This is a genomic window from Paracoccus spongiarum, assembly GCF_030732095.1.
Classification (GTDB): Bacteria; Pseudomonadota; Alphaproteobacteria; order Rhodobacterales; family Rhodobacteraceae; genus Paracoccus; species Paracoccus spongiarum.
In genome coordinates this window covers 191,932-209,642 of sequence record NZ_JAVAMQ010000005.1, presented here as the reverse complement: position 1 = coordinate 209,642, position 17,711 = coordinate 191,932, and the positions used below count along the sequence as shown (strand labels likewise).

Annotated in this window: 17 protein-coding genes; 6 read left to right on the top strand and 11 right to left on the bottom strand. The window is 69.5% G+C overall.

The features are described 5' to 3' along the window. The first annotated feature begins 8 nt into the window (after positions 1-8). From Q5Y72_RS07875 to Q5Y72_RS07860, 4 genes are read left to right on the top strand one after another with little or no spacing between them, the layout of a single operon-like run. Positions 9-686, top strand: a complete 678-nt coding sequence (locus tag Q5Y72_RS07875) for a paraquat-inducible protein A (RefSeq protein ID WP_305962855.1) — start codon at positions 9-11, stop codon at positions 684-686. Beyond that, the gene (locus Q5Y72_RS07870; RefSeq protein ID WP_305962854.1) at positions 683-1,339 is read left to right on the top strand and encodes a paraquat-inducible protein A; all 657 of its coding nucleotides are present in this window, start codon (positions 683-685) and stop codon (positions 1,337-1,339) included. Before Q5Y72_RS07875 ends, Q5Y72_RS07870 begins: the two co-directional genes overlap by 4 nt. A 22-nt stretch (positions 1,340-1,361) precedes the next feature. Then, complete coding sequence (locus Q5Y72_RS07865) at positions 1,362-3,713, top strand: PqiB family protein (RefSeq protein WP_305962853.1); 2,352 nt, start codon at positions 1,362-1,364, stop codon at positions 3,711-3,713. 5 nt (positions 3,714-3,718) lie between these two features. Continuing rightward, positions 3,719-4,354 carry a PqiC family protein gene (locus Q5Y72_RS07860; RefSeq protein ID WP_305962852.1) on the top strand — a complete coding sequence of 212 codons (636 nt, stop codon included), beginning with the start codon at positions 3,719-3,721 and terminating at the stop codon, positions 4,352-4,354. 86 nt (positions 4,355-4,440) lie between these two features. Here Q5Y72_RS07860 and Q5Y72_RS07855 read toward each other — a convergent pair whose 3' ends face one another. From Q5Y72_RS07855 to Q5Y72_RS07840, 4 genes are all read right to left on the bottom strand, one after another. After that, on the bottom strand, positions 4,441-4,914 hold the full coding sequence (locus Q5Y72_RS07855) for a hypothetical protein (RefSeq protein WP_305962851.1): 474 nt from the start codon (positions 4,912-4,914) through the stop codon (positions 4,441-4,443). Positions 4,915-5,077: 163 nt separating this feature from the next. Continuing rightward, complete coding sequence (locus Q5Y72_RS07850; RefSeq protein WP_305962850.1) at positions 5,078-6,814, bottom strand: S8/S53 family peptidase; 1,737 nt, start codon at positions 6,812-6,814, stop codon at positions 5,078-5,080. Positions 6,815-6,828: 14 nt separating this feature from the next. Beyond that, positions 6,829-7,089 carry a hypothetical protein gene (locus Q5Y72_RS07845; RefSeq protein WP_305962849.1) on the bottom strand — a complete coding sequence of 87 codons (261 nt, stop codon included), beginning with the start codon at positions 7,087-7,089 and terminating at the stop codon, positions 6,829-6,831. Next, positions 7,068-8,105 carry a phosphatase PAP2 family protein gene (locus Q5Y72_RS07840; RefSeq protein ID WP_305962848.1) on the bottom strand — a complete coding sequence of 346 codons (1,038 nt, stop codon included), beginning with the start codon at positions 8,103-8,105 and terminating at the stop codon, positions 7,068-7,070. The genes Q5Y72_RS07845 and Q5Y72_RS07840 overlap by 22 nt, the downstream gene beginning before the upstream one ends. A 229-nt stretch (positions 8,106-8,334) precedes the next feature. On the opposite strand from Q5Y72_RS07840, the gene Q5Y72_RS07835 reads away from it, so the two are divergent. Then, positions 8,335-9,867, top strand: coding sequence for an SARP family transcriptional regulator (locus Q5Y72_RS07835; protein WP_305962847.1), 1,533 nt, complete (start codon positions 8,335-8,337; stop codon positions 9,865-9,867). Here the strand turns inward: Q5Y72_RS07835 and Q5Y72_RS07830 are convergent. The 3 genes from Q5Y72_RS07830 to Q5Y72_RS07820 all read right to left on the bottom strand — a co-directional run bounded on the left by Q5Y72_RS07830 (position 9,864) and on the right by Q5Y72_RS07820 (position 13,764). Then, positions 9,864-10,646 carry an inositol monophosphatase family protein gene (locus Q5Y72_RS07830; RefSeq protein ID WP_305962846.1) on the bottom strand — a complete coding sequence of 261 codons (783 nt, stop codon included), beginning with the start codon at positions 10,644-10,646 and terminating at the stop codon, positions 9,864-9,866. The genes Q5Y72_RS07835 and Q5Y72_RS07830 overlap by 4 nt on opposite strands. Beyond that, entirely contained in the window at positions 10,633-12,006 is a 1,374-nt protein-coding gene (locus Q5Y72_RS07825) for a TldD/PmbA family protein (RefSeq protein WP_305962845.1), read from the bottom strand. Before Q5Y72_RS07825 ends, Q5Y72_RS07830 begins: the two co-directional genes overlap by 14 nt. A gap of 102 nt (positions 12,007-12,108) precedes the next feature. Continuing rightward, a complete protein-coding gene (locus Q5Y72_RS07820; protein WP_305962844.1) occupies positions 12,109-13,764 on the bottom strand; it encodes a DUF2125 domain-containing protein in 1,656 nt (551 codons plus the stop codon). Between the two features lie 76 nt (positions 13,765-13,840). Here Q5Y72_RS07820 and Q5Y72_RS07815 point away from each other — a divergent pair, with 76 nt between their 5' ends. After that, positions 13,841-14,461 carry an enoyl-CoA hydratase/isomerase family protein gene (locus Q5Y72_RS07815; RefSeq protein ID WP_305962843.1) on the top strand — a complete coding sequence of 207 codons (621 nt, stop codon included), beginning with the start codon at positions 13,841-13,843 and terminating at the stop codon, positions 14,459-14,461. On the opposite strand, the gene Q5Y72_RS07810 is transcribed toward Q5Y72_RS07815, so the two are convergent. The 4 genes from Q5Y72_RS07810 to Q5Y72_RS07795 form a co-directional block, all read right to left on the bottom strand. Continuing rightward, a complete protein-coding gene (locus Q5Y72_RS07810) occupies positions 14,452-14,793 on the bottom strand; it encodes a DUF2853 family protein (protein ID WP_305962842.1) in 342 nt (113 codons plus the stop codon). The two genes, Q5Y72_RS07815 and Q5Y72_RS07810, sit on opposite strands and share 10 nt — an antisense overlap. Positions 14,794-14,881: 88 nt before the next feature. Beyond that, positions 14,882-16,171 (bottom strand): TRAP transporter large permease, encoded by a 1,290-nt coding sequence (locus Q5Y72_RS07805; RefSeq protein ID WP_305962841.1) that lies wholly within the window; start codon positions 16,169-16,171, stop codon positions 14,882-14,884. Beyond that, the gene (locus Q5Y72_RS07800; RefSeq protein ID WP_305962840.1) at positions 16,164-16,688 is read right to left on the bottom strand and encodes a TRAP transporter small permease; all 525 of its coding nucleotides are present in this window, start codon (positions 16,686-16,688) and stop codon (positions 16,164-16,166) included. Before Q5Y72_RS07800 ends, Q5Y72_RS07805 begins: the two co-directional genes overlap by 8 nt. A gap of 7 nt (positions 16,689-16,695) precedes the next feature. Next, positions 16,696-17,664: a TRAP transporter substrate-binding protein gene (locus Q5Y72_RS07795; RefSeq protein WP_305962839.1), complete on the bottom strand. Its 969-nt coding sequence runs from the start codon at positions 17,662-17,664 to the stop codon at positions 16,696-16,698. Between the last annotated feature and the right edge of the window lie 47 nt (positions 17,665-17,711).

Sequence of the window (17,711 nt, the reverse complement as noted above, 5' to 3'; positions counted from 1 at the left end):
ATCGCATGATGCCCGGCCCGACACATGACCTGCAGACCGGCGCCGGGCTGATGGCCTGCCCCCGCTGCGATGCGCTGCATGTCGAGGAAGAGCTGCAACCTGGCGAGACGGCGCGCTGCATCCGCTGCGGCACGGTTCTGGCCAGGCCGCGTGGCGGCGCCTTCAGCCAGCTGATCGCGCTGGCCTTCACCTCGATGGTGCTGTTGCTGGGTGCCGTCTTCTTCCCGTTCCTTGAAATCTCGCGGATGGGGTTCGGCAATGCCACCTCGCTGTTCGGGGTCGCGCTGGCCTTTGCGGACGGGATTCTGCTGCCGCTGGTGGTGGCGGTGCTGGCGATGATCGTCGGCCTGCCGGTCCTGCGGGCCTTCCTGCTGGTCTACACGCTCGCCCCGCTGGCCAAGGGCCTGCCGCCCCATCGCCACGCCGCGACCGCCTTCCGCTGGTCCGAGGCACTGCGCCCCTGGTCGATGGCCGAGATCTTCGTGATCGGCACTTCGGTCGCTCTGGTCAAGGTCGCGGGCCTCGCAACCGTGCATCTGGGCCCGGCCTTCTGGGCCTTCTGCGCGCTGATCGTGGTGAACGTCGCCTCGCGCGGCTTCATGTGCCAGACGACGATCTGGGACGCGATCGAGGATGCCGGCCTGCATACAGACGGCCGCGAGATGGTCGAGGCACCCCATCCATGAGCCAGGTCGAACCGCAGGGTCCCGTGCTGACCGCGCATCGCGCCGGGCTGATCGGATGCCGCAGCTGCGGCCGGGTCTGGCCGGACTCCGAGGCCGCCTGCGCCCGCTGCGGGGCGGCGCTGGTGCCGCCCGACCGGCGCGGGCTTCAGGCCGTCTGGGCCTGGTGGATCGCGGGGCTGGTCATGTATATCCCCGCCAACCTCTTTCCGATGATGCGCACCCAGACCTTCGCGGGGTTGCAGGGCAACAGCGAGGCGACCATCCTCGAAGGCGTGCTGGAGCTGATCGACCATGGAAGCTATGACATCGCGATCATCGTCTTCGTCGCCTCGATCATCGTGCCGATCGCGAAGTTCGGCAGCATCGCCTGGCTGGCCATGGTGGCGGGGCGGCCGGCCAGCGTCGATCAGGCCCATGCCCGGCTGAAGGTCTTCGAGGTGGTCGAGTTCGTCGGCCGCTGGTCGATGATCGACGTGTTCGTGGTCGCCATCCTCTCGGCGCTGGTGCAGCTGGGCTTCGTGGCTTCGATCCATCCGGGTCCGGCGGCGGCGTCATTCGCACTGTCGGTTGCCTTCACGATGCTTTCCGCGCAAAGCTTCGATCCAAGATTGATCTGGCGCGGCTTGCCGCTGCAAAGCCAGGCAGGGAATTGACGGGCAGGGATCACGAACCGGAATGACCGACACGCCGCCGCCGAAGCCGGCAAGCCCCGTCCGCAAGACTGCCGTGCGCGCCGCCCAGGCCGGCGTGAATGTCATCTGGCTGGTGCCGATCCTGGCGCTGTTGGTGACGCTGGCGATCGCGTGGAACGCCTATTCCGATCGCGGCGCGATGATCGAGGTGGAATTTGCCGACGCCACCGGCATCACCCCCGGAGAGACCACCCTGCGCTTTCGCGAGATCACGGTCGGCCAGGTCGAGGGCGTGCAGTTCACGCCCGACCTGTCCAGCGTCGTCGTGCAGATCCGCGTCGATCAGGACGTGGCCCCCTATCTGGACAAGCAGGCGGCTTTCTGGATCGTGCGCCCGCAGGTCAGCGCGCAGGGGGTCAGCCGACTGGACACGGTGCTGACCGGTTCGTTCATCGAGGGCTACTGGGACGCCGAGGTGACCGAACGCGCCACCCGTTTCGTCGGGCTCGAGCGTCCACCGCTGATCCGCGAGGACGCGAAGGGCAGCTGGATCAGGCTGTCGATGGACGATGGCGGCGGGCTGACCGAGGGCGCGCCGATCCTCTATCGCGGCATCCAGGTCGGCCGGATCGAGAACCTGCGGCTGGGCGAGGGCAATGAGGGGGTGATCGCGGACGGCTTCATCGAGGCGCCGCATGACGACCGCCTGACCACATCGACCGTGTTCTGGGACACCTCGGGCTTTTCGCTGTCGCTGGGCACGCAGGGGATTTCCTTCAACGTGAATTCGCTCGCCTCGCTGCTGCAGGGCGGCGTGTCGTTCGACACGCTGGTCAGCGGCGGCCAGCCGGCCGGCCCCGATACCGTATATGCCGTGCAGCCCGACGAGGACACCGCCCGCAACAACCTGTTTGTCGGTGCCCAGGCCGGTCAGCTGCGGCTTAGCGTGCTGGTCGACAATTCGGTGCGCGGTCTCGAAAAGGGCGCCGACGTGCAGTTCCAGGGCCTGAATGTCGGGCGCGTCACCGAACTGGCGGTGCGCGTCGATGACGAGAACGGCGACGGCGAGCCGAAAGTGCTGCAGCATGTCACCATCGCCATTGCCCCGGCGCGGCTGGGCCTTGCCGAGGACGCCACCCCCGAGGACGCGCTGGCCTTCCTCGAGGCCGCGGTCGAGGCCGGGCTGCGCGCCCGCGTGGCCAGCGCGGGGTTCTTCGGCACCTCGCTGATCATCGAGATGGTCGAGATCCCGGACGCCGCGCCGGCGCAGATCGACACCGCCGCCGAGCCCTTCCCGATCATCCCCTCGGTCGAGGGCGAGATCACCGATTTCGACCAGACCGCGCAGGGCTTCATCAGCCGGATCGGCAATCTTCCCATCGAGGAGGTGCTGAAATCGGCCACCGAGATGATGAACAGCGTGACCGCGCTGGCGACCTCGCAGGACACGCGCGCGATCCCCGAGGGCCTGCGCGGCACCATCGAGGAGGCGCAGGCCGCGCTGGGCGACATCCGCACGATGGTGGAGGAGTTCCGCGACACCGGCGCGGCCGGCAATGCCGGCACCGCGCTGGCCTCGGCCAGCGAGCTGGCGGACCGCCTGAACGAGGCCGCGGCGCGCCTGCCGGCGATCCTCGATGCGCTGGAAAAGGCGGCGGTCTCCGCGCAGGACGTGGATTTCGCCTCGATCGGCGCACAGCTTGATGCGACCCTGCAGGATGTCCGGGACGTGATCGGCACACCCGAGGCCGAGGCCCTGCCCGGCAAGATCGGCACGCTGGTCGAGACGCTGGATGCCGCGGCCGGCCAGGTGGACCGGCTCGCGACCGACCTGACGGAATCCGGCGCCGCGGCCAATCTGGGCAAGATGGTCGAAGAGGCGACGGCGGCGTTTGCCTCGGTGCAGGCGGCGGCCGTCGACGTGCCGGAGCTGGTCGACCAGATCGACGCCGCGGCCGCGAAGGTCGAAGAGTTCGGCTTTGCCGAGATCAGCGCGCAGGCCGAGGGCATCCTGGCCGACCTGCGGGCCATGCTGGGCAGCGAGGATGCCGAACAGCTGCCGCGCAACCTGTCCGCCACCCTCGAGGCCGCGTCGGGCCTGCTGAACGACCTGCGCGACGGCAATGCCGCCGGCAGCCTGAACAAGGCGCTGGAGTCGGCCAGCCTTGCCGCCGACGAGGTCGCGCGGTCGGTCCGGGAACTGCCGCAGCTGGTGCAGCGGCTGCAGGCGACCGCCGCACGGGCCGACGCGGTCCTTGCCGCTTATGGCGAGCGTTCCGCCTTCAACAGCGAGGCTGTCAACATGCTGCGCGAACTGCGCCGAGCCACCGAGTCCTTCGGCTCTCTGGCGCGCATGATCGAACGCAATCCACGCGCCTTCATCCTGGGACGCTGATCACGATGACCAAGCCATTTCTCACCTGCTGCATTCTGGCCGTGCTGGCGATCGCCGGCTGCTCGAACCCGGAAAAGACCGGGCGCTTCCTGATCGACCCACCCATCACCGGCGCGCAGGTCACCGACCGGCTTGGCACGGCCGAGCTGAAGGACGTGTCGCTGCCCTCCTATGCCTCGGACCAGGAGGTGATGTGGCAGACCCCGGACGGCGCGGTGCGCTCGACCCCCGACAATCTCTGGGCCGATTCGCCGCAGCGCGCCTTCACGCAGTCGCTGGCCCGCGCCATCTCGGACCTGTCGGGGGCGACGGTCATCGCCGAACCCTGGCCGCTGGCCGAGCCGCCGCGCCGGACTCTGGAGGTGCGGGTCGAGAAGGCGCTGGCGCAGGCCGACGGCACCTACCGGCTCAGCGGGCGATATTTCGTGTCCGACGAGTCCAGCGGCGGCACCAACCATGCCCGCAGCTTCGACATCGCGGTGCCGCTGGCGGGCGATCAGCCCCCGGCCATCGCCGCCGCGCTGTCGCAGGCCATCGCGCAGCTGGCCCGGCAGATCGCGACGCTGTCGGGGCCGGGCCGCACCATCGCGACGCGCCGCCCCTCGATCGAGGACGCCTTTGCGCTTGATCCGATCTTCTAGGCTGCCGGGCCGAACAAAGTTTGGCGGACGGCTTTCCAGCCGCCCGCCAAGCCACCCGCAAGCGGGACTGAGCAGGGAGAAACTCGTTACAATGATGTGCTCAGCGGGTGGTCCCGTCCGCGCCGCTGGGGCGGGATCGGGGTCTCGTCATCCTCGGACCGGTCGTCATCATGCCCCATCACGCGGGCGATGACCGGCAGGACAAAGCGGTCGAAGCAGGCGCGATCCGGGGCGAAGGCACCGGGCCGGCCGACGCCGCCGCAATCCTCGCAATCCTCGATCGTGCCCCAGCAGTTCGGGCAGGCCCCCAGCGCGCAGGCCAGCATCTCGGCGTGATCGACCAGCATCTGGTTCTCACGCTCGAGGCGGCGAAATGCGGCCCAGGTCGGGCGGTCGGGACCGGGTAGAGGAGAGCCCGGCCCCGGCCGCCCCAGCGATGCCGCCTTCAGGGCTTCCAGTGCATGGCAGGCCGGATCATTCTCTGCACCCCCCGGCACTGCGCCCAGAAGCTGAAGCGCGGCAATCACATCGTTGAATTTCGACATTGGATGAACGGACATCGGCTTCCCCTTTCCTGTCCGCGGGTGTGGTTTGCGGCGGTCGCCTCGTTCACCCGTGGTCGTTGGATCAGTTCTGCACCCAAGCCGTGAAAGCGGCGTGAATCGAATCGGACCGAAGACGTGAAATCACACGCTTTCGGGCCGAAATCGCAATTTTATGTCCTCAGAAGGGCGGGAAACCTGCCGAATCGGGAATGATGGGCGGTTCGCCGGGCTGGGTCGGCACCTGCGCGGCGGCATGGGCGCGCACTGCCGCGCGATCATCCAGCGCCGCCCCCTGCGCCATCTGGGCCGCGACCCAGCGCGCCAGTTGCGGCGCGGCCATGGAGGTCCCGGACATCAGCCCGAAGCTGCCGCTGCCGCGTCCGCTGGCCGTCATTCCGGGCTGGGTGATGGCGCGGTCCACCGGCGTCATGCAGTCGCCCCCCTGTCCGTCCTTCAGCATCGAGCAATAGGGCAACGGCTTGCGCGACAGCTGGTCCACAGCGCCCGCGCGCAGGCTGTGCCGTCCGCCCGCATAGCCGTTGAAGGTGCCCCTGCGGAGCACCTTGCCGCCGGGATTGGGCTGCGGATCGTTCAGCACCAGCCGCCCGGCCTCGTCATAGACCTGATAGACCCCGTCATGCAGCCAGCTTTGCCGCGCCTCGCGGTGAAAGCCGCGGATCACCTCGTCGCGCTGCACCGTCAGGTCGTAATCGCCCGCGGGCGACCCGGCGGCGACGCCGATGCGCCATTCGCCCGACGGCGCGTAGGGCTCGCCCAGGCGTTCCGGGCAGGTCGGCATGATGATGACCGTCACGCCCTCGCGCCATCGGCCGTTGCCGAGGTTGCGCGGGGTGTAATAGGCGCGGGCGAGTTCGTTGCCATCGGCATCGGCAAGCAGGCTGACCTGCCAGATGGCGGTGAAGGCGGTCGTGACCGTCGCATGTCCGGGGGCGGCCAGGCTGACCTGCATCTTGGCGGCGGGCAGGCCCTGCCGCGCCGGACCCCAGATTTCAAGCCCGGTCACGGTGCGGTCGTCCGGCGGCAGCCGCCAGCCCAGATCCTCGCCGGGCGTCATCCGCGCATGCAGCCGGGCCAGCCGGTGATTGCCGGTCGGCAGGACGAAATGCACCTTGCCCAGGCCGGCGATGCCACCCGCGCTGACCGCGTCCATGAACTGTTCGAACAGGCTGGATCCGTCGCGCGCGCCCGCCGTCAGCCCGAAGCTGATATTGACCACCACCGGCAGCCGCACCGAACCGGCCGGCAGCCCCTTGCGCGTCTCGATCAGCCGGCACAGCCGCCGCGCGCGGCTGATGATGAACAGGATCGAGGCCAGCAGCACGATCGGGGACAGCGTGCCCATCGAATCCTCGGTGATCCGGGGCGGCAGGTTCACCGCGATCACCGGATGGTTGCGCGCCTGCGGATCGTCGGGCCGGAACCCCGCCGCCAGCATCGCGACCGCGGCGCCATGCCCATGCGCGTAGGCGGCCGAGGGCGTGGTGTCGCGGTTCATGTCCAGAACGCCGCTCAGCCGGTAGATCGCATCCTCGCCGGGAATTGTGCCAGCCTGCGCCTGCGCCAGCCATGTGCCTATCTCGACACCGCGCAATTCGATCCCCGAGGGCAGGTCAGCGCCCGCGCCGCCGGGGCGGAAGGCCGCGTCCTGCACCCAGATCGAGGCGACGCGGCTGTGGCCGCCCGACAGGCGCAGCAATTCATGGGCGAAGGGGATCGCGTCGTCGATCACCGCGACGATGCAGCCCGTGTCGGGATCGGGCAGCGCGTCGTCGTGCAGATAGGCCAGCGCCGGATCGGTCAGGTCGTCATCGTCGAGTTCCTGCGGATCGGGATTCAGCGCGTCGTCGGGCAGGACGCCCGCGGGATCGTTCAGGAACTCTTCGAAGGCGCTCATGATGGCGCGGGCGATCACGACTTGAAGCTCCGCGAAATCAACTCCTCCAGGGCCGCCTGCATCTGCGCGGGCAAGTCGTTCCCCGCCGTCTCGCCCAGTTCCGGGGGCGGCTCGATCTCGCCACGCCGTGCCCGTAGCGCCTGCCAGTAATGCAGATAGGGCGAAAGGCCGGGGCGATAGGTCGCGTAGGCCGCCTTCGGAGGCGTCCAGCGTGCCGGTCGGGGGTCCTGGTTCGGGTCCGTCCATTCGTATTTCAGCTCCACCGCTGCCCCCATTCCTCGGCCGCCCGCGCGATCAGCGATCCCCACAGGGGCGCGGGGCGGACATCATCGGTGGCCGCGGCGAAGCTGGTCGAGCTGTCGGTGCCCGCGACCATCCCGTTCAGGATGGCATAGTGGAAATCGCGCGGCGTGGTGCCATCGGTGAAGGCCGCGCCGTCAAAGCTGCCCGACCCGACCTGGGCCGGGGCCGAAAGGCTGGCCCGCGCGATCAGATAGCGGCCCAACTGGATGCCCAGCACCGCCCCCGCGGCGCTGTCGGCGGGGAAATGCACGCCCGCCACGGTGCGGTTGATGGCGATGCGGCAGGCCAGGCGGTACAGCTGGCTGTCGGCCGCGACGCCTGTCGAGGGATCGTTCATCAGCGTCAGCAGGGTGGCCAGCGTGAAGGCCTGGGTCGAATGTCCGCTGGGCAGGGTCGCGTGGCTGGGACAGGCGATCATCGGCTGGATGCGATCGCTGAACTGGCCCGGACGCGGGCAGCCAAGGCCCAGCTTGATGCGCATGACCACGAAGGTCGCCATGTCCAGCGCCAGCGACATCGCCTCGAGGATCGCGGGGGCGCGGCTGGCCTCGATCGGCAGGATGCTGGCGAAGAAGGGCACCAGATGCTGCGTCTGGACCTGGATCTCGGCGGCGCGGTCGGCGCGCAGTTCGGCATAGGCGGCCACCAGCGGGGTGGCGGCGCTGAAGTCCCCAAGCCCCGGACGGGTGATCGCGGCCAGCGGCACATAGCTGGCGCTCAGCGGTCCGCCTGCGGCGGTGCGGCGCAATACCGTCATGGTGCGGGCGGTGGCCTCGGCCGGGGTGAACTCCTCGGCGGTGAAGGTCAGATCCTCCAGCAATTCGCCCGCCATGACCGCCGCCCGGTGATCGCCGTCAAGCCGCTTCAGGCGGTGCGCCGCGTCCAGCGACGAGGCGACCCCGGCATCCGGCACGATCGTTTCGGCGCCGACGATCGCGTCGCGGGTGCGCATCAGCGCCGCCGCCATCATCGCCGAGCCCGAGCCCATCCCGCCTCCCTGTGCATTCTGAGCGTTTTGCGCATTCTGTGCGTTCTGGGCATTTTGCGCATTCTGAGCGTTAAGCAGTGACATCGTACTCAAACCCTTTGGTGAACCGCCGCTTTCGGTCTCGCGTGTTTTTCTGTGTTATTCCTGATGATTGAAGGTTAACACATTTTCCTGAGATCAGCGACGGGTATGTTCCGTGGGTCAACTGACATTGCGACTTGCCGGGCCCGTGCAACTGCTTGGCCCCGCGCAGGAAAATCTGACTCCGCGCGGGATGAAGGCGCGCGGTGCGCTGGCCGTGATGGGCACCTCGGTCAACATGCAGATCGGCCGGCCCCGACTTCAGGACCTGCTGTTCAGCGAGCGTGACCAGGAACAGGGCGCCGCCAGCATCCGCCAGCTGCTGCGCGAGATCCGCATCGCGCTTGGCCCGCATCGCGATGCGGTGGTGACCGGGCCGGGCTGGGTCGGCCTTGACGGGCAGATCGTGGCGCTGGACATGGCGGGGCGCGCGGGGGCCGATGGCAGGCGGCCCGAATTCGCGGCCGATCTGGACATCGCCGACCCGGAATTCGAGGACTGGCTGCGCGACGCCCGCAGCCATTACGAGGATCAGGCCGACGACCAGCTGGCCGCCGGCATTGCTGACGATGGAACCCCCGCGCTGATCCTGCAGGCGCCGATGTCGGGCGATCTGCAGGCGGCGGTAACCGCGGCGATGATCCTGCAAGAGGCCGCCTCGCGCGTCGGTGACGTTCTGCCCCTTCATGTCGTGCATGGCGATCCGGGCATCGGCAAGATCTCGCTGGGGATCGAACTGGGGGCGCTGGCCAACCGGTCGGGCAACGATATCGTCATCCTGTTCGCGGCCCGGCTGCGCAGCGATGGCCGGCTGCTGTGGTCGCGCCGTTTCGTGCTGCCGGCCGAGGACAGCGCGGCGCATCTGCGGCGGGTGGCCGGCGGCGTGACCGTGGCGATCCTGCACGGCGTCGAGGCGCTGCGCGAGGTGGTCACCGATCCGCGCCTGCGCCGGATGCCCTTGCAGGATGTCTTCAGCTACTCGGCGGTGCGGTTGCGGCGTGCGGACGAACAGCTGGCGCAGATCGACCCGAATGGCGACCGGGCCGTGATCCTGGCCCTGCGGTCCTATATCCGCCACACGATGCTGCTCGAGCGGCTGGCGAAGAACCCGCAGGAAGAAGAGGAGATGGCCTCGGACATGGCCGCGCGGGCGCGCGAGCTGTCGCCGGGAAACCCGACCGCGCTGGGTGTGAACGCGATGGTGGCGGCCTGGAAGGGGCAGTCGGAGACCGCCTTCGACATGGCCCGCCACGCCATCGCCATCGACGACGAGAACCCCATCGCGCGGCTTGCCTATTCCAGCGCGCTGACCGGCATGGGCCATCACCGCGAGGCCGAGGCCGAGGCCAGCGCCGCCCACATGAGCGCGCTGTCCGAACTGGGCCCGGCGGCCTGGGTGCTGCGCCGCGCCATCGCGGCGACGCGGATCGGCGATCTGCGCAGCGCCGAGCGTTACTTTGCCACCACCCACGGCTATGCGCCCGAGAACCGGCCGGCGCTGCGCTTTCTCAGCGCCATCCGCTATGAGCTGGGCGACGAGCAGGGCGCCCAGGCGGCGCTGCAGAAGCTCAAGAAGCTGGAACCCGATTTCACCCTGGAGCTGATGGCCAGCGACGCCTATCCGGTCGACTCGCTGCGCAGGGCGGGACTGCTGAAGATTACCCGCTCGGGGCTGATCTAGCGGCGCAGCGCCGACAGCAATTCGCCATGCAGGCGCGGTCCGGCCACGATCAGCCCGTCGACCATGCCGCGCGGGCTGTTGAACCGCATCGGATGACCCAGCCGGTCGGTGACTCGCGCGCCTGCCCGTTCCGCGATCAGGCTGCCGGCCGCGATATCCCATTCCCAGGCCGCGCGCAGCGACAGCGCCGCGTCAAAGCGGCCTTCGGCTGCAAGGCACAGCCGCCAGGCCAGCGAGGGGCGGAATTCGCGCCGGAACCGCGGCACCCGCCCCTGCGCCCAGTGTGCGGGCTCCGACGCGGCCCGATAGGTCAGCACGGTTGCACCGTCGATCCCCGCCGCGCTCGGCGCAATCGGCAGGCCGTTCAGCAGCGCGGGCCCCTCGGCGGTCGCTGTATAGGTGCGATCGCTGACCGGCAGATGCACGACCGCCGCCACGATCCGCTCGCCCTCGGCCACGGCCAGCGAATGGGAAAACCCCTCCTGCCCGGCGATGAAGGCGCGGGTCCCGTCGATCGGGTCGATGATGAAGCAGCGCCGCGCATCCAGCCGCGAGGGATCGGCCTCGCTTTCCTCGCTGAGCCAGCCGTAATCGGGCCGCGCGGTGGTCAGCAGGGCCTGCAGCGCGTCGTTGACCGCCAGATCGGCCTCGGTCACCGGCCCGGCGCCGTCGGCCTTGTCCCAGGCCTTCGGGTCCTGCCGCCAGAAGCCCATCGCGATGCGGCCCGCCGCGCGTGCCGCCTGCCGCAGCAGGGCCAGGTCCTCGTCAGGCGCCGGCAACCGTCATCCCCTCGACCAGGAGGCTCGGCACCTCGGCGCCGCGCCAGGGCAGCGCATCGTCGGCCGCGCGCAGCGTCATCAGCATGTCGCGCAGGTTGCCCGCGATGGTGCATTCGTTGACCGGCCAGGCGATCTGGCCGTTCTGCACCCAGAACCCCGCCGCCCCGCGCGAATAATCCCCCGTGGTGCCGTTGACCGAGGCCCCCAGCATCGAGGTGACGACCAGCCCGGTGCCCATCTCGGCCAGCAGCTGCGCGACGCTTGCCGTGCCGGGCGTCAGGATCACGTTGCTGTTGGTAGGCGAGGGCGGCGAGGCCAGCCCCCGCGCGGCCGAGGCGGTGCTGTCCATGCCCAGCTTGCGGCCGGTCGCAAGGTCCAGCGTCCAGCCGCGCAGCACGCCGCCCTCGACGATGCGGCGCGGCGCGGTCGCCAGCCCCTCGGCATCGAAGGGCCGCGACGAGGGATAGCGCGGGCGCAGCGGGTCTTCGGTCAGGTCCATCCCGGCGGGCAGGACCGGCAGGTCCAGCGCGTCGCGCAGCCAGCTTGCGCCCCGCGCCACCGCGCTGCCATTCGCGGCCGACAGCAGATGGCCGATCAGCGAGGCCGACACACGGCGGTCATAGAGGATCGGAAAGGCGCCGGTCGGCGGCCGCCGCGCCCCGGCCCGCGCCAGCGTGCGTTCGGCGGCCATACGGCCGATCTCTTCTGGCTCGGGCAGGTCTGCGGCCCAGACACGCGATTCCGCGGCATAGTCCCGCTCCATCCCCAGCCCCTCGCCGGTGATCGCGACGGCGGAAATGGCGTGGGTGCTGCGGGCATATCCGCCGCTGAACCCGTTCGAAGCCGCCAGCCACAGGTGCCTCCGGCTGAAGCTGGCATTGGCGCTTTCGACCTGGCTTATGCCGCGCGCCGCCAGCGCCGCCGTCTCGGCCCGCAGGGCCAGCTCTTGCAGGTGCTCGGGCCCCGGATCGCGGTGATCGTCGGCGATCTGCAACCCGGCCGCGTCCCGGACGGTTGCAAGCTGCCCCGGCTCGGCCAGCCCCAGCATGTCGTCGACCGGCGCCTCGCGGGCCATCGCGACGGCGCGGCCCGCCATTTCGGCGATGCTGGCCCGGCCATGATCCGAGGCCGACACGCAGGCCTGCCGACCGCCGATCAGCACCCGCAGCCCGATTTCGACGCCCTCGGCGCGGTCGGCATGTTCCAGCTTGCCGCCGCGCACGTCGATGCTGATCGATTCGCCGCGCATGGCCAGCGCATCGGCCTGTCCGGCCCCGGCCTTCAGCGCCGCGCCGACCAAAGCCTCGGCCAGATCGCGCAGCTGCGATGCATTTCCCTCGGCCCCGGCTGTGCCCGTCATGCCATCCTCATGCTGTTTCGCCCCTTTTTGCGCGCCAGCGGGCCGGGCGCAAACGAAAAGGGCCGGACACAGGCCCGGCCCTCCGGCACTGTCGCCGCCCTGTCAGCGGACCTGCTGGCCATTCGCGAAGATTGCGCCATCCTCGCGGAATTCCAGCCGGGTCTGCAGCGCGTCGGGGTCGCCCTCGGCGGGGCGGGCGAACATCGCGATCATCATGCGCGCGGCCATCTGCTGTTCGGCCGGCACGATGCCGATGGCGACCAGCGTGTCGAGAAGCGCATTGATCCCGGTGAAGCTGCCCTCGACGGTGCCGACGGGCTGGCCGCCCTCGCCGGTGAATTCCAGCTTGCCCGTGACATCGGCCCGCGCACCCGCGGCGTCCAGCGCCAGCGTGGTGATCGACAGGCTCTGCGGCTGGAACGGCACCGGGGTCTCGGGCGCGGTCGCGTCTGCCGGATCGCCCTCTGCCGGCGCGGTCGGATCCGTGTCGGTCGCCGGGTCAGGGGCCTCGGCCATGCGCTCGGCGAAGGCCGGGTCGAGGAAGTCCTCGGTCACGATCGCCTGCCCGTCGAGCTTCAGCGTGAGGTTCGCCGGGTCGCGCGGCAACTTGCCCTCGGGGTCGAACAGCTGCCAGATGCCGTCGGCCAGCGTCAGCCCCGTGATGGCGTAGTCCAGCCCGAAGGGCTGCGGCTGGTCCGAGGCCGACATCGGCAGGACCAGCTTCCCCGAGGCGGATTCGACGGCATAGCTGAGCGGCATAGGCAGGTCGGAATTGCTCATCTCGACGCGGGTGCCTGCCGAACTGCCCGCATAGGTCATGCCCGATCGCGCCAGCCCGACCGAGATCTCGCTGCGCGCGGCCACGACGCGCGCCGAACCGGATTGCATCGCACCCTCGCTGTCGGGCGCCTCGAATTCGGCGCTGCCCTCCAGCGGGCCCATCGCGATGCGTCCGCTGATCGCCAGCCCGTCACGAAACGCCTCATGCGGGCGCTCTGCCATGTTCAGCGGCGCCCCGCCCCGGGGCGCGACCATGCTGCCGGTCATGATGACGCCATCCACGCTGGCGCCGGCACTGAACGATCCGGGAACCACGTCCGCCCCACCCGCATCCCCGCCAGCCCCGGCGGCGGGCGCCTGCTCGCCCGCCCCGGACGGAGACGCGATCTCGGCGAATTGCATCGCCAGATCCAGCGTGTCGGCGGTGATTTCGTACAGCGACTCGCTGCCCGGGCCGGTGCGGCTTTGATAGGTGGCGTCCACCGCGCGCATGCCCAGCCGGACCGGCGCGTCGCCCGCCGCGTCGGCGGCGTCGGGCCGGATCTCGACATCGACCTGCGGGATCGTGATTTCGTGCAGCATGTCCGCAGGCTCGCCCGAGGACAGCATCTCGTTGCCGGGCACGCTCATCAGAACCTGCAGGTCAAGGTCGTCCGCCTCCTCGGCCGCGTCCGCGACCATCCGCGCGCTCACTTGCCCGTCGATCACGCTGCGCACGCGGGCGTCGCCGGCCTTCTGCAGGGTGATGCCGGGGATCTGCACGGTGACCGTGGTCTGCCCCGAGGTCGAGGTCATGGCGATGTCGCGCAGCGCCAGCCGGTCGCCGGCCTCGTCGCGCTGTCCGATCGTCACCTCATAGCCGAGATCGCCGTAATAACGGGCGATATCGTCCCAGACCTGGGCCGGGGTGACCTCGGACAGGGCCGGCGCGGCGCCCAGGACAAGCGCAAGGGCCGAGGTTGCAAGCGGACGGAACATGCCGGATACCTTTCGTCGGACAACAAGCCTGCGCGATGTCTGACACAGCGGCAGGGCAAGGAAAAGGGACGATCCGGTGATCAGGCACGAGCGTCGCGGCGGGCTGGACCTGCTGACCATCGACCGGCAGGACAAGGCCAATTCGCTGACCGAGGCGATGCTGCGCGAGCTGACCGCGGCACTGGACGAGATCGCCGCACGCGACAGCGGCGCGGTGATCCTGACCGGTGCCGGCACGGTGTTCTCGGCCGGGGCCGACCTGGCCGAGGCCCGCGCGGGGCTTGCCACCTCGCCCGAATGGGAACGGCTGTCGGCGCGTGTGGCGACCATGCCCTGCCTGACGGTCGCGGCGCTGAACGGCACGCTCGCCGGGGGCGCCTTCGGCATGGTGCTGGCCTGCGACCTGCGCATCGCGGTTCCCGAGGCGCGGTTCTTCTATCCGGTCATGACGCTGGGTTTTCTGCCGCAGCCCAGCGATCCGCGCCGCATGACCCGGTTGATCGGCGCGGCGCGCGCCAAGATGATCCTGATGGCCGGCCGCAAGGTCGAGGCCGCCGAGGCGCTGGATTGGGGGCTGGTCGACCGCGTCGTCCCGGCGGCGACGCTGATCGCCGAGGCCCAGGCGCTGGCGGCGGATTGCGTGGCCGCCGACCCCGCCCATGTCACCGCCATCAAGGCGATGGTCAGTCAGCCATAGGCCGCCTCGCGGCCGAAATGGCGGCACAGCAGGTAGTAGACAACCGCGCGATACTTGCTGCGGTTCGAGCGGCCATAGGCGTCGATGACGGCGTTGATGCCCTCGATCAGCGCCGGGCTGTCGGGCAGGCCAAGCTTCTTCATCAGGTAGCCCGACCTGATCCGCTCGATCTCGGCCTCGTCGCTGGCCGCGACGGTCTCGGCATCGGGATTGTAGATCGCCGGACCGCAGCCGATCGTCACCTTTGTCAGCAGATCCATATCCGCCGCCTGCCCCAGCTTGTCCTGGATATCCGCCGCGTATTTCGCAATCAGGTCGTCGCGCTTGCCCATGTCCCGTGTCCCTCCCGAGGCTTCGTCATGGGCCAAGGATGCTGGCGGGGGCACGTTTAATCAAGTGCGCAGAACTGCCCTCGCGCGGCTAGCCCGAAAAGCCGCCGAGCCGGGGAAGCAGGGTCGAAAGCTGCGGCAGCAGGGTCAGCAGCAGCAGGACCGCGATCGCCGCCACGAAGAAGGGCGGCAATTCGCGCACCAGATCCGACGGGCGCTGGCGGGTGGCGGATGCGACCACGAAGATCAGCCCGCCGACCGGGGGCGTCATCAGCCCGAAGGTCAGGTTGACGATGACGATGATGGCGAAATGATCCGCCGCGATGCCGAGGCCGTGGGCGATGGGCGCGAGGATCGGCACGAGGATCATTACCCCCGGCAGCGGGTCCATGAACATGCCGAAGACCAGCAGCAGCAGGTTGACCATCAGCAGGAAGGCCAGCGGCGACAGGTCCATCGCGACAACCGCTCCGGCCATCGCCTGCGGCACGCCCTCGATGATCAGCACCCAGGCAAAGGCCCGCGCCGCGGCCAGGATCATCAGCACCGCGACCGAGGTGATGCCCGCGCGCCAGAACGCCCCCAGAAGGTCGCGGGCGGAAAAGCCCCGATAGACCGCCGCGCTGACGATGATGGCGTAGAAGACCGCAATCACCGAGGCCTCGGTGGGCGTGAAGATTCCGCCCCGGATGCCGCCAACGATCAGCACGATCAGCAGCAGCGCGGGCAGCGCCGTTGCGGTGTTGCGCAGCATGGTGCGCAAGGGCGGGCGCGGCTCGGCGCTGCGATAGCCGCGCCGGCGGCTGATCCACCAGTTGACCGCCGCCATCGCCGCCGAGATCAGCAGCCCCGGCAGGATGCCCGCCATGAACAGCGATCCGACCGACACGTTGCGGTCCTGCAGCGCATAGATGATCATGGTGATCGAGGGCGGGATGATCGGCCCGACGACCGAGGTGGCGATGGTCAGCGCCCCGGCATAGGCGCGCGAATAGCCGCCCTTTTCCATCATCCGCACCATCATCGCGCCCGGCCCCGCCGCATCCGCCAGCGCCGAGCCGGAAATGCCCGCGAACAGCGTCGAGCTGATGACATTGGCATAGCCCAGCCCGCCGCGCAGATGGCCCACGAACTGCGAGGCAAAGCGCAGCAGCATGACCGAGATCGCGCCGGCCGACATGATCTCGGCGGCAAGGATGAAGAAGGGCACCGCCAGCAGGGGAAAGCTGTCGAGGCCGGTGAACATCTCCTTGACGACCACCACAAGGGGATAGCGCCCGCCCAGCCCGACCGCCGCAAAGGCCGACAGTGCCAGCGCGAAGGCCACCGGCACCCCGGCGACCAGCAGGATCACGAAGGCGGCCAGCAGGATCTCAACCATGCGGGGCGCTTGACGAGGGGGGCCGGGCGCCGGGGGCGTCGGGCGGGATGGCCAGCCCGGCGCGCAGATAGCGCGGCGCGACCAAGGCAAGATGCAGGATCATCAGCGCAAAGCCCGCCGGCATCGCCGCATAGACCCATTTCATCGGCAGCCGCAGCGCCGCCGAGCGCTGGACCGACATGCGCGTCATGTAGTCGATGCCGACCCAGATCATGAAGGCGAAAAAGACGAACAGGGTCAGCAGGATTGCCCCGCGCAGGATGCGCGGTCCGCTGCCGGGCAGCGCCTCTTGCGCATTGGTGACGGCAACATGCGCGCCCTCGCGCAGGGCCAGCCCGCTGCCGAGGAAGGTGATCCAGATCATCGCATAGCGGGCCACCTCGTCGGCCCAGGGCAGCGAGCCGCTGCCCAGATAGCGCCCGGCGACGTTCCAGCCGACGACGACCGCCATCAGGGCCAGGCCGAGGATGACGACCGCGCCGTTCAGCGTGACGAAGGCACGCTCGATCTGCCGCATCGTGCGGTCACTCGACCGCCTGGATGCGATCCATCAGATCCTTGCCGAACTGCGCCTCATAGGCCTTGTAGGGTTCGGCCAGCGCGTCGCGGAAGGCGGCCTTCTGCTCCTCGGACAGGGCGTTCACCTCCATCCCCTGCTGCTTCAGCGTCTCGACGCCCGAGGCCTCGACCTGATCGACATAGCCGCGCATCGCCGCCACGGCGTCGCGGGCAGCAGAGTCGAAGGCCGCCTTCTGCGCGTCGTCCAGCCCGTCCCACAGCTGCGGCGAGACGAGGATCAGCGCGGGCGAATAGACATGCCCGTCCAGCGTCAGGTATTTCTGCACCTCGCTGAGCTTGGCCGAGACGATCACCGACAGCGGGTTTTCCTGCCCGTCGATCGCGCCCTGCTGAAGCGCGCCGATCACCTCGGGCCAGGCCATCGGCGTGGGCGCGGCGCCCAGCGCCTGGAAGGCCTGGATATGCACCGGATTTTCCATGGTGCGGATCTTCAGCCCCGCGGTGTCGGCGGGCGCGGCGATCGGCCCGCGGTTGTTGGTGATGTGGCGGAAGCCCTGCTCTCCCCAAGCCAGCGCATGAAGGCCTGCGTCGTCAAAGCGGGACAGCATTTCCTGCCCGATTTCGCCGTCCAGCACCTTGCGGGCATGGTCGAGGCTGCGGAACAGGAACGGCACGTCGAACACGCCGACCTCGGGAACGAAGTTCGACAACGTCCCGGTGGAGACGATGGTCATTTCCACGGTGCCCAGCTGCACCCCCTCGACCACCTCGCGCTCGCCCCCCAGCCCCGAGGACGGGAAGTGGCGAAAGCTGAACTGATCGCCGAGGGCTGTGGTCACGGCCTCCTCAAAGGCCTTGGCGGCAACGCCGTAATGGCTGTCCTCGGCCAGCGCATAGCCGATCTTGATCTCTTGCGCGGCGGCCGGCGCGGCGAATGCGGTGCCGATCAGCGCGGCGGCGGTCAGGCGTTTCATGGTGTCTCCCCCGAATGGTTCGGGCCGGAGTTTGCGCGACCTGCAAC

Bases quoted from the DNA above. Each gene is read 5' to 3' on its own strand.
- Q5Y72_RS07875 (WP_305962855.1), top strand. From the start codon at position 9: ATGCCCGGCCCGACACATGACCTGCAGACCGGCGCCGGGCTGATGGCC.
- Q5Y72_RS07870 (WP_305962854.1), top strand. From the start codon at position 683: ATGAGCCAGGTCGAACCGCAGGGTCCCGTGCTGACCGCGCATCGCGCC.
- Q5Y72_RS07865 (WP_305962853.1), top strand. From the start codon at position 1,362: ATGACCGACACGCCGCCGCCGAAGCCGGCAAGCCCCGTCCGCAAGACT.
- Q5Y72_RS07860 (WP_305962852.1), top strand. From the start codon at position 3,719: ATGACCAAGCCATTTCTCACCTGCTGCATTCTGGCCGTGCTGGCGATC.
- Q5Y72_RS07855 (WP_305962851.1), bottom strand. From the start codon at position 4,914: ATGTCCGTTCATCCAATGTCGAAATTCAACGATGTGATTGCCGCGCTT.
- Q5Y72_RS07850 (WP_305962850.1), bottom strand. From the start codon at position 6,814: ATGAGCGCCTTCGAAGAGTTCCTGAACGATCCCGCGGGCGTCCTGCCC.
- Q5Y72_RS07845 (WP_305962849.1), bottom strand. From the start codon at position 7,089: ATGGGGGCAGCGGTGGAGCTGAAATACGAATGGACGGACCCGAACCAG.
- Q5Y72_RS07840 (WP_305962848.1), bottom strand. From the start codon at position 8,105: ATGGGCTCGGGCTCGGCGATGATGGCGGCGGCGCTGATGCGCACCCGC.
- Q5Y72_RS07825 (WP_305962845.1), bottom strand. From the start codon at position 12,006: ATGACGGGCACAGCCGGGGCCGAGGGAAATGCATCGCAGCTGCGCGAT.
- Q5Y72_RS07820 (WP_305962844.1), bottom strand. From the start codon at position 13,764: ATGTTCCGTCCGCTTGCAACCTCGGCCCTTGCGCTTGTCCTGGGCGCC.
- Q5Y72_RS07810 (WP_305962842.1), bottom strand. From the start codon at position 14,793: ATGGGCAAGCGCGACGACCTGATTGCGAAATACGCGGCGGATATCCAG.
- Q5Y72_RS07805 (WP_305962841.1), bottom strand. From the start codon at position 16,171: ATGGTTGAGATCCTGCTGGCCGCCTTCGTGATCCTGCTGGTCGCCGGG.
- Q5Y72_RS07800 (WP_305962840.1), bottom strand. From the start codon at position 16,688: ATGCGGCAGATCGAGCGTGCCTTCGTCACGCTGAACGGCGCGGTCGTC.
- Q5Y72_RS07795 (WP_305962839.1), bottom strand. From the start codon at position 17,664: ATGAAACGCCTGACCGCCGCCGCGCTGATCGGCACCGCATTCGCCGCG.